Source organism: Methylocystis sp. (assembly GCF_050246715.1).
In the GTDB taxonomy this organism is placed as follows: Bacteria; Pseudomonadota; Alphaproteobacteria; order Rhizobiales; family Beijerinckiaceae; genus Methylocystis.
On sequence record NZ_JBFWVN010000079.1, the window covers coordinates 1 to 10,364 of the forward strand.

Annotated in this window: 10 protein-coding genes; 2 read left to right on the forward strand and 8 right to left on the reverse strand. The window is 60.7% G+C overall.

The annotated features are described in order from the left end of the window. Positions 1-301: 301 nt before the first annotated feature. From AB7I51_RS16625 to AB7I51_RS16640, 4 genes are all read right to left on the reverse strand, one after another. Entirely contained in the window at positions 302-1,534 is a 1,233-nt protein-coding gene (locus tag AB7I51_RS16625; RefSeq protein ID WP_428405414.1) for an AAA family ATPase, read from the reverse strand. A 140-nt stretch (positions 1,535-1,674) separates the two neighbouring features. Beyond that, complete coding sequence (locus AB7I51_RS16630) at positions 1,675-1,941, reverse strand: hypothetical protein (RefSeq protein WP_428405413.1); 267 nt, start codon at positions 1,939-1,941, stop codon at positions 1,675-1,677. 85 nt (positions 1,942-2,026) lie between these two features. Further along, positions 2,027-2,446, reverse strand: coding sequence for a hypothetical protein (locus AB7I51_RS16635; RefSeq protein ID WP_428405412.1), 420 nt, complete (start codon positions 2,444-2,446; stop codon positions 2,027-2,029). A 2,172-nt stretch (positions 2,447-4,618) separates the two neighbouring features. Then, entirely contained in the window at positions 4,619-5,278 is a 660-nt protein-coding gene (locus tag AB7I51_RS16640; protein ID WP_428405411.1) for a toxin-antitoxin system HicB family antitoxin, read from the reverse strand. Positions 5,279-6,214: 936 nt separating this feature from the next. On the opposite strand from AB7I51_RS16640, the gene AB7I51_RS16645 reads away from it, so the two are divergent. Beyond that, positions 6,215-6,424 carry a hypothetical protein gene (locus AB7I51_RS16645; protein ID WP_428405410.1) on the forward strand — a complete coding sequence of 70 codons (210 nt, stop codon included), beginning with the start codon at positions 6,215-6,217 and terminating at the stop codon, positions 6,422-6,424. 595 nt (positions 6,425-7,019) lie between these two features. Then, the gene (locus AB7I51_RS16650) at positions 7,020-7,307 is read left to right on the forward strand and encodes a hypothetical protein (RefSeq protein ID WP_428405409.1); all 288 of its coding nucleotides are present in this window, start codon (positions 7,020-7,022) and stop codon (positions 7,305-7,307) included. Between the two features lie 174 nt (positions 7,308-7,481). On the opposite strand, the gene AB7I51_RS16655 is transcribed toward AB7I51_RS16650, so the two are convergent. The 4 genes from AB7I51_RS16655 to AB7I51_RS16670 all read right to left on the reverse strand — a co-directional run bounded on the left by AB7I51_RS16655 (position 7,482) and on the right by AB7I51_RS16670 (position 10,223). After that, entirely contained in the window at positions 7,482-7,703 is a 222-nt protein-coding gene (locus AB7I51_RS16655) for a hypothetical protein (RefSeq protein ID WP_428405408.1), read from the reverse strand. Then, positions 7,700-8,131: a hypothetical protein gene (locus AB7I51_RS16660; RefSeq protein ID WP_428405407.1), complete on the reverse strand. Its 432-nt coding sequence runs from the start codon at positions 8,129-8,131 to the stop codon at positions 7,700-7,702. Before AB7I51_RS16660 ends, AB7I51_RS16655 begins: the two co-directional genes overlap by 4 nt. 324 nt (positions 8,132-8,455) lie before the next feature. Beyond that, a complete protein-coding gene (locus tag AB7I51_RS16665) occupies positions 8,456-9,775 on the reverse strand; it encodes a tyrosine-type recombinase/integrase (RefSeq protein ID WP_428405406.1) in 1,320 nt (439 codons plus the stop codon). Between the two features lie 97 nt (positions 9,776-9,872). After that, positions 9,873-10,223, reverse strand: a complete 351-nt coding sequence (locus AB7I51_RS16670; RefSeq protein ID WP_428406335.1) for a hypothetical protein — start codon at positions 10,221-10,223, stop codon at positions 9,873-9,875. Positions 10,224-10,364: the final 141 nt, after the last annotated feature.

Here is a 10,364-nt window from a genome sequence, read left to right on the forward strand (position 1 = left end):
AGCGGGGCGCTCGCAAACCAGATATTTCGTTTGTGTTCAGCGAGGTCGACACGGGATTCGAGAATCGGGGCGGGCGTGGTCATAGGTTCTCACTTTCTGACATTGTGGCGACGACTTCGCGAATGATGGATGCGGCGTCATTGTCCGCTGCGTTCATTTCTTCGGCGAGGCGAAGACCATCGCGCAGGATGCGCTGAGCCCGGCGAAGCGCCGCGCCGCTCGGGTCGATGGCGGACAAACCCGCGTCCAGGACGCAGGCGAGCGCAATCGCGATTTCGTTGGCGTCGAGCATGATCTGAATTTATGCGCGCGGACACATCCATCGCCCGCCCCCACGGACACCCTCTTCGCCGATGCGCGTAGCCTCGACGCCGAGCATCTTCTTTGCGCGCTCAACTGTCCGCCATGCGATGGCGTGCGCCGTCGCCGCCGCCTTCAACTCGGTCGTCTGGACCGGGCCTTCCGCCAACTGCTTTTTCAGGAAGTCCTCGGCCTCGCCGAGCGCGCCATTGTCCTCCGACGGTTCCGCCTCGGCCGCCGCGAGCATGTCGCGGGCCGTGCCTTCTATCGCCTCGCCGAATATCGCTATGGAGGCGATGATACGATCATTGCCGGGCATAGGCTCTTGGAGCAGCTCATAGGCGAAGCCGCCTTCGTCCGGGCGGATGTTGCTTTTGGCGCGGGCGAGGAATCGCCGCGGCGGCGTCCCGTCTTCGGTCCAGCCCTCCTTCGCGGCGATCATGACGACACGCGCCAGAGCGCCGAAGGCGATGGAGCCGGTAATTCGCTCGATCGGCTCGCGGCCGGACGTTCCCTTGTTCAAATGCGTTATGCCGAGCAGCGCGGCATTGACGCTTGCGGCCAGATCGACAAGCGGCTGCAATGCTCGGCGCGTGTCGGCGTTCTTGTGGCTGTCCGCCGCAACTGCGGACACCACGGGATCAACAATTAGAAGCTTGCAGCCGCCGGTCTTTGCGATGGCCTCCCGCAGCGGCTCCATATCCTTGGCGGGATCGAATGGTCTACGCTCTTCCCCCTGGGCGACATCGCCGACGAAGAAGACGCGCTCGACATCGGCTCCAGACGCAACCAGGCGCGGCAGTAGGGTATCCGCGGGATCGTCTTCGCCGCTCCAGATGACGACATTGCCGAGAGGCGAATGCGATCCGTCCGGCCATCGACCGCCGATCGTCGTCGTCGCCGCCATTCGCATGGCAAGCGTCGTCTTGCCCGTGCCCGGCTGTCCGCCGATGATGTGCATCTTTCCGCGCGCAAGCCATCCGGGCCAGAGCCAATTAACCGGCTCCGGCCGCAAGGTGGACGCGCAAGTAAGTTCAACGGCGGGACGTTGCGATGCGCCATTTGCTACGCGAATCGGCTCGCCGGGCGGCGGGACGTAAGCGCCAACCGGCTCTTGCGGCGTGTCGCGCCATCGCGCCGGCGGGAGCGGCGGGGGACGGCGTTCAGCTTCGCGCCGATATTCGCGCGAGGCTTCGCCAAATTGCGAGCGAGGACGGAACGGAGGCTGTCTCATCGGCAGCGCTCCCCAATCAAGCCTTGCGGCGGGGCGGCGGTGGACTTATCGTAGAAATTGCCTTCAGCGAGCCCGCTTGAAAGCGAATTCTGAGCCCCGCCGGTCGCCGCCGGCGGGCTCTTTGCTGTGTTGGCCATCTCTCAAACGCCCTCCCGCATAACGCGGTCGGACTCGGCGCGCGTCATGAGCGCGCGATTGCCGAGATGCGTGATCTTGAGTTTGCCCTGTGCTACGAGATTGTAGCCGTGCGAAACGGATATTCCGGCGTCGCGGCACCATTTCCGAAAAGGCGTCGCGATCCAATCGCCGTCGAGCGCGGTGGCGGCGTCGCCCACCTTGCGCCCGGTGACTTCAGGTCTCTCCATGTTGTCCACCAATATCGCCGCGAGCGGAATGCCTTGGCTCATGGCGGGCATACTGTGGACTATTAAATGCGCGCGATAATGGGATTATCTGCGCGCGGTTTACGACTTTTATTCCCCTAAATCGAATCTATCCTTTGTCCTCTTTTTTCGACTTTTCACGAACGGCAAGTAGCGCTGCGGTTAGAGGGCCGTCGCCCACGAATTCTCTATAATCCTCTGGCATGGTGTCTTGCAGGCGAGTGAAAAACTTAACAAATGGCGAAGGCCAATTCCTGGAGTTTTCGGTCCTGTTCGCTATCGTAAAAGAAAGCCCGCACCCTTTCGCCCAATTCATCACGTCGCTGGCCAGTTGCTGCCAAGCGTCGTGAATTTTAATTTCAGGCGTTGAATCATCATCCAACTCGCGTTTCTCGCCGGAAGCCGCGAGCATGATGTCCATTACCAGCCCCATCAGATGGCGCTCGCCATTTGGTCGCCGACCGCCGTATTTTTGCCAGACGTTCTGCACCCGCGCCGCCACCATCTCCCGGGCGATGCTGCCGTCCATCAATTCGTTGCCGTCCTTGTCTCGTGGACTCAGGGCTTGATAGAGTGACGAAGCCGCTTCCCGAATTGTGTTTAGCCGGCTCGCCAATTCACTATGTGGATGAACGTTGGTCTCAAAAGGCATATCCCTAAAATATCGAACAACGGCGCGCGAAATGGATTCCCGGTCATCTTGACTTAGCTGGCAGTAGTCGCCGCCGACAGTCTCCCATTCAGCGTCCGTTAGTTCGAACGCTGGCGCGGAGCCGGTATAGCTAGCGCATGGCAGCGTCCGCCATCGCCGTTTCCTGTGCGTCATCGCGCTGCATCTCGCGCGCATCGAAAATGAGCGCAGGGAAATTGGGCGATGCATTCCCAACTTGTCGGCTCGCGACGCCTATCCCCGCATAGCCGCAGATAACAACGGCCGCTGAGCGACACAAGAGAAGCTGTGCATAAGTGCGATGCGCATTCGCGCTCGGCTTGGTCGAGCAGCGCGTCGGCTTGCGCTGGCGGAAGCGCGGCTACCTCGGCATGGTGGCTAAAGCTCAGAACTTCGCGCCGGCGCGAAGTTTCAGCGGCAAATTTGCCGGTCTGCCATCCAACTCAAATTGTCGCGACGCCGCGACAATGGCCTTGCGCCAAGCCGCTTCATAAAGAGCGGCGCGATATTTCTCTCTATCAGCGAGGCGCTTATGCCACTTGGAAACTTGCTGTTTGGAGATTCCAGCTTCGTCTTCCGCTTCCGCAACTGAAAACTGTCGCGGAACGGCGACAGTTTCGCTCGGCCTTCCATCCCCGCGAACATTCGCCTTCCACCACCGGACCAATTCTTCTTGCTCGGCGAGCTTGCTTCAGCGCGCTTCAGCCCTAGTTAACCAGCGTCGCCAATTGTAGCGACGTCCGCAGCAATCCTTGCCCGCGGCTTCACGGTCGCGGGTTTTTTTCAGCTTCGCATCCAGTTCATCAGGGTTGCGATCGGGGAGCGCTGGCGCGGCACAATTCCAAAAAGTAGGAACAAAACCGTCGCCCAAGGGTTGGCGCCTTGGGCGGGGCTTGATGACAGAACGAAATAACCGAAGAAGCGACCCGCTCGATAATGAGCATAAGGAACTGCCCTTCGCGAGCATCCAGCAAATTGGCAACGAATTACGTAATTATTTCTGCGAGATAATTACCGAAGAATTGCCCGCCGAGATTCGAGCTGTACTAGCAAGATTGGAACGTAAGCTTAATCAAACATAGGTGCGTGGCGTATGCTGACGGTCGCGGCCGTCAATGGTGGCGGCGGACATAGCCCACGTAGAAACATGCAGTCATGACCGCGGCGGTCGCCTCTGGGCCAGCGCCATCCGACAGCGGCGGCGGCGCTCGGTCCGCAGCGCGATCACATTCGAAAACGAAATAGCCGTCTACGTCGCCCCTCATAGCGAAGGTCGAAAAGCTATAGCCGCGGCTCGGCTGGCCAAACTCTGCGTCCAACAAGCGGGCTGCCGCGGTGGCCAAATCCGCTACGTCGTTTTTATTACCGCACATAGAGGCATATGCCCATGCCAAGGATCCCAACGTCGCGGTATCGCCGCGAACGCAATTCTTTTGGTCAACCAACACGAGACGCGTCACCGCCCGCACCTCACCACACAAAAGCTAAGCCGTGCGAGGGTCAATTTATCACACAGGCAGGATTGCGCCAGTTCGTTAGGGCTGCGTCCGACCAGATTCGTTGCTGCAGCGCATTGATGCGCGAAGACTCCGACCATCGCACGAAAAAGCCCGGCCGTTTCGACCGGGCGATAGTTCGCGCAACTCCTGGGAGGGTTGGATCGGCACAGGTTGCGCCGACTGCGTTCAAATAGCCCCGCCGCGATCGGCTTCAACCCAAAAACGCCGAACGCCCCGCTGTTACGACTTCCGCTGAGCAGTTTTGGTCTTTGCAGGCGTAGGCTTCAACTTTGAGGCGTCAACCACCAGGGGATTATCTGCAGGCTCGTCGGGCGCTTTTGTCAATTGTAGCTTCGCAACTTGGAGCATAGCCCCCGGCTTTATGTTTTGAGGCGATGACCCAAAAGTTCCGACCGATATGCTGAACTCAAACGCCAGCATCCATCTGCCAGATGCGATGCCCTGCTTCTCCAACAGGGCGACGGTAGCTTCCTGCAGACTAAACGAGAATTGCGTTGGCTCGGCCACGTTGTCATCCGTTCCCAGTTTGCGACTGAAGTTTAGCGATAGTATCCAAGTTCATCTGACGTCTGCCTCTGCCTCTGCCGACCTGGCGATGTACGACGACGCCAGTCGTCTGAGCAGTCCATTGGCGGTTCGGGGTGACCGGTGCAAAGAAAAGCGGCTTGGTCTGCGCCGAGGAGCTGTGAAGAGCGCCGCTCGCCGTGACCAATGGAGGGCCCACGCTGGGAAAAAATTCGACGGGCGCCTTGATCGCCGTGATAGCGCCGCCCGTCATGACGTTACTCCCTGTGACGCCCGTCGATCCGGGGTTCACGTGGGAAACGTGCGCCTCGCCTGTCGCGATCACGTACAAGAGATACTGATTGAGGCTCACATCTTGGCGCTTCGCCGACTGCGCCAACTTAGCGTGCAACTCTTTCGGTAGCCGCAGCAGAACCTTGCCGCTGTAGGAGCTCGGCACAGGGAGCTCAGAGGGTTCCGGGACGGGGTTTCCCGCCGCCTCGGCCGCTCCGATCCACGCCGTGACGGCGTGGTCCAACTCCGCCAGAGCCTCTCCTTTGGTCTCGCCGAAGGCCGAGCAGCCGGGTAGATCAGGGGCGAGGGCGATGAACCCACCGTCCTCCTCGCTCCAAAACACCTGCGACGGATAGCGCTCAATTTTCGTCATCAGCGTCTCGATACTTGTTGATCATCACTCCGAGCTGTCTGCCCTGATAGGGAGGGATCTTTCCGTCCTTTTTCCGTTGGAAGTTGAGCTGAGTCTCTTCTCCCGGTCTGGAGAAGACGTGGTGGCTGCCGGACCCGCTCTCCTTCGTGAAGCCAATCCATTTGGCGGCCTTGCAAGCGTCGTCGAGCCGCACGTCCTGCGGGTTTCGAAGAATGGCATCTAGGAGCTTCTCTCTTTGGCTCAATGGAGGAACGCTGGCTGAGGGGATGATATCACTGGCGCTATTACTCTGGAAACAGATATTCTCGGGGGGCGCAGGGACGCAATCGACCCGCCGACTCGCGGCACTCTTGGTCGCCGGCCCAATTGGCAAGCGAAGCACAGCAATCCTTCGAATGGAAGACTCACGCGCGTCAAGCATGGCGCGAGGCTTATTTCGTGCGAGAAGGGCGGCGACAGCGGCGACGAGGCAGGGGGGCGGCTCTGCGCGATTGGCGGGGCTTGGCGGCCTCGCAGCAAAACGCCCCGCCATTCATCCGCGGTCGGGCGCTGGCGCTTAATGGTTTGTTAATCGATGAGCGGCAGCCTGCGCTTGCAACGCCAAGCGCGACGCCATCCGCGTCAGCAGTGCCCTGCGGCCAGTCAGATGTGATCGGCTTGGCGTTGCCGCCAATCCCTTTTCGAGTAAACGCCCCGCCGTTACATCCACGGTCGGGGCGTTCTTGGGCGCGGACGAGCATGAAAACCGCGCTCATGATGAGCTAGGACTCAAAGCAGGCGCTTCAAGTCGTCCGGCGTCAGCGCCTCGCCAAGGTCGCGTAATAGGCGGCTCAGGCGAAAGCACCATCGCGCTAGCCTCATCCGGCGGATCACGAAGCATCTCTTCTGGGAAAAGCTCCAGCGCCTCGCCGATCTGATCGGCGCCGCGTGGAGCGAATGACGCCCATGCCCTATGCCTTGCCGCTGCGTATCCGCAAGGCCGCAGAGTCCTTCGCGGTCGAAGACGCCAACGGCATTGCGCTCGCCTATGCCTATTTCGAAGAGGAGCCGACCAGGCGGGGTCTCGTTAATCGCCTGTCTGGCACCGACGCCAAGGCGCTCGCGTCATACATTTCGCGAATCCAATACGGCCTCGGAGACATTTGACATGCAATTTGCGCGTCGGGCGTTGCGGAAATCGACGCTTGCCCTCCGAGGCTCTGCCGGCTCCATAGATAAACAGCCACGCCAAGCCAGCTAATATCCCCCAGCCCACTATAATTTGGAGCCAGTGGTCTCGAACAAACGCAAACATTCTGGCTTTCCCCACAATTGTTACCCAACTCGGCGCAAGCCTGTTCCGATATGGGACAAAAGCGACAAGCCTATATTGCAGATCAATCGGAGTGCCATCTGTAATTGCTCGCGAGGGAATGAGAAAGAAGCGTTGGCCTGTCCCGGCTGAGAGACAAAAACGCCCCGCCGTTACATCCACGGTCGGGGCGTTCTGTTGCTACGACATGGGGGCGGTTGGCTTGCGTGTTACCGCCACGGCTGACACCGCAAATCCCGAGGCAGCAGCGCATCGGAGAAGAAGGCAGGCATAGCGGATAAATTCCCGGCCTTCATCATTTCTCAAACAATACAGAGTGAGATGCGCCGCATGTTGTCGCCTCGCGTCGCTGTTCTTGCGTTTTTCGTCACGCTTTCCGCGTGCAACGCCGCGTCTGGACCGGCGACTGTGGCAAACACGTCGGAGCCAATGACGTATCGCTCGCTGGCGGCTCCCAGCGCGAGCATCGACGCCACCGCGGCGCGCGAGATGCTCGCGCTCCATCAACCCAACAATGGACCCCGCGACCCAGCGCTTGATGATCGGCTACCGAGCGTCGCCGATGCTAAGGCGCGCGACATGTCGCAACGCAGCGACCTCGTGGCGCAGGGCGAACTGGGCGCTCACCAGACAGGCGCAGGCGCGCAAACACCGCCAGCCGTGGAGAATCTTTGGAATTTGCCCGCGGGAGCTGACAGGAACTGGCTTAACAATTGAGCCGCGAGTTGGCCTCTCGAGGGATGGAAGCCGCTCTCGAAACCGATCGCCGCTTGGCCCGCGCCGCTGCCCACCCCGTGGCCAAGCATTGCCCGAAACTCCAGCCGAGCCCGAGGCGCTTACCGTCTCGGAATCGCTTGTGGGCGTCTCGCATAATCTCGGCGCGGTCGTAAGTCACGGCCTCAGCCTTCTCCGCAGATCGTCCGCTCTGACGGCGCAGCGCTCGGCGCTCTCGATGATGAGCCGAGTCGTTCTCATGGCGACGCCGTCGTATGTGTCGGTCACGCGCGCGAACCATAGAAAGAGCCGCGCGAGTTTGATCCGCCATGTCAGCGCGATGATGGTGTGAAGCGGCAGATGGTGAAGCCGCGCCTTGACGTTGCTCAGCTCGGTCATGACTGCGCCTCCCGCTCCAGGACCGCGACGGCGTTGCGGATGGCTTCGGCGACGACGGACTGCTCATCGCTGCCGTTATCTTCCAGATAGCGAGCACCACAGTCCAGCAGTGCCAGCGCGCCAGCGCGGGTCGTCGGCTGCGTTTCGAGAATGGCTTGTTCGGCATCCCATAGAGCGGAATAGGCATCCGACGCCGCATCGTCCAATTCGACAACGCGACAGTCACGTTCAGCCTTTTCGAATTCGCCCAGGCGAGATTCCAACGCTGCGCGGGCGTCCAAATATTCCGCTTCCTCGCGCTTCGCGGCGTCGCTCGCGCGTTCCGCCTTTTGCGCGGCGAAGCCCCTTCTCATTTGCGCGATCGTTGCTTCAAGATCCGCGTCGGACAACAGCTCGTGGCGTCCGGCAAGCGCCTCCAGACGCAGCAAACTGTGAACATTTTCGCCTTTGAAAATGACTTGGCCGATAGTTTCCCTCGCCTTTTCGAACGCATGGATGGCGGATGACACTGCATTTCCAGCCGCGTCTGCGACGCCTTTCATTCTGCGATGTTCGGCGATGGCGGCGAAAATCGGATCATCGCCAATGGCAGCGCCAGCTAACGCAGGAATCCCGGCGACAGGCGCGGCGGCAAGGCCGGCGAGCATCGCCCGCCGCGATGGTGTATGTGGTTTCTCAGCCATGATGCGAACTCCAGTTTCGCGTTGTGGTAGGCCGGGCTTGACGGTACCAGCGCCTCGCCCGGCCGCTTATCAGGCGGGACCTCCGCCCGATTTCGAGCCCCTCAAGGGGGCGATGTTCGATTGCTCCACGATCCCGAGCGCTGGCAGCGCGCCGCGAACGGTCTCCGCGACATAACTCGGCGCCAGATGCGCATAGTGCTTCTCAGTCATGCGTGTGTCGGCGTGCCCGAGCTGCGCGGCGATGACGCCCATCGGAACGCCGCGCATGGCGAGCGCGCTGGCGTAGCTATGTCGCAGAATGTGAAATGTCGCCTCCGGCGTGATCTTGGCCCGCTTGCTCGCGGCGTCGAGGGGGCGTTGCTGATGCGACGGCCCCCACGTGGCGCCGTCGTCGCGGACGAATATCGGCTCGCGTCCTGTTTTTCCCGCTGTCAGCGCTGCAAAAATAAGCTGGCCTTCATCGGTTAGCGCCACATGGCGCGGTTTGCCCGCCTTGCTTTCGCGGACCGCGATCGTTCCGGTTTCCCGGCTGAAGTCGCTGGCGCGCATCCGCGTTAACTCACCATAACGACAGCCGGTTAGAAGCGCCGCCCGCACAAGGTCACGAAAGGCTCCAGCGCAAGCGTTCACGAGGCGACGGGCCTCGTCGTCAGTCAGGAACCTGATAATCGGAGCGTCGGCCTCACGGAATGGCTTCACCTTGCGCCATGCGTCGTCGCTGGCGACGCGGCCTTCATGGAAGGCATGATTGAGCGCGGCCTTTAGGACGGTGAGCGTGCGATTAGCAGTCGCGCGACGCGCGCGCACGGCGTCAGCGTCTTTTGAATCGATCGCGACGGCCTTGCGGCGCTTTTTCGTCATCCGGCCGACGCGGGTTAACTTCGGCGCGGTTGCCAAGGCGGATTGCCAGTCTCGAAGCCGCTTCGTTGTTAGTTTGACGACTTCGGCTTCGCCTAGGTCAGGCATTATCCTGGCGCTGGCGGCTGCACGATCCTTCGCGAGGCCCTTCGAGCCTTTGCGTGCGCGTTCGGCGAAATAAGCATCCAGAGCCTTGGCGACAGTATATGGTCCGTCTTCCGGGGCGAACTCGCCCGCCAGCTCTCTCGCCTTTCGTTTGAAGAACGCTCGCGCGCGCTCTTGCGCTTGCTGGAATGTGAACACGGTGAGGCCGTCCGCGTCGCGGGCGTCGTCGGCGGCTCCCAATGCCTTGTAATTCTGCTTGCCGGCTTCGTCACGCAGTCGAGCGATCCACGTCCCGCCTTTCGCGCCACGCCTGTAGCCGATGGCGCAGCCCGCTGAAATGACAGTCCAGTAGGGCTCGCGACGCTCCGCGAGCTTGGCGCGGGCGGAGCGGGTGTCAATTTTCGCGTTCTTGACTGTCCGGGCCATTTAGGGGTCTTCGATTCCGTATACGGATATTATACGGAAAAGGCGTGCGTGGACAAGTGCGGATAATGACGGACACAAATGTAAGCAAATTCAGTGATTATATGGCGGCGTTCTGTCCACCATCGTCCATATAAGTGTAGGTTATCCCTCTTTCACGGCGAAAACAGGGGTTCGATTCCCCTTGGGCGCGCCATTTGCGTATAAAACTGCGAACACCCTTGCCGATTTGTTCTCCGGCGATGACGGCCTGTTCGAGGCTGGCTTTGGAGCCGTGGATGCGGATCACCTTGTCGTCGACCTCGATGGCGTCGACGATTGAGCGCAAATAGGCTTTGCGAAAGGTCGTCTCGCCCGTCGTGATCCGCTCCCGCATGAAAGCGCCGAAGCGCTCGACCTGATCCGCGTCCAACGTCAGCTGAGGCGCAAGCTGAACCTTGATGCGCTCCAAGGCTGCCTTGGCCCGGTCATCCGTGAAGAACTCGCAAGGCGTTGACGTGACGAAGTTTTGAGACCTGCGGAAGTAATCGTTTCCGCAGGTTTTCGCTGCGCGGGATGCTGTTTGCTTGCAAATTGATCCGGCGCCGCTGTC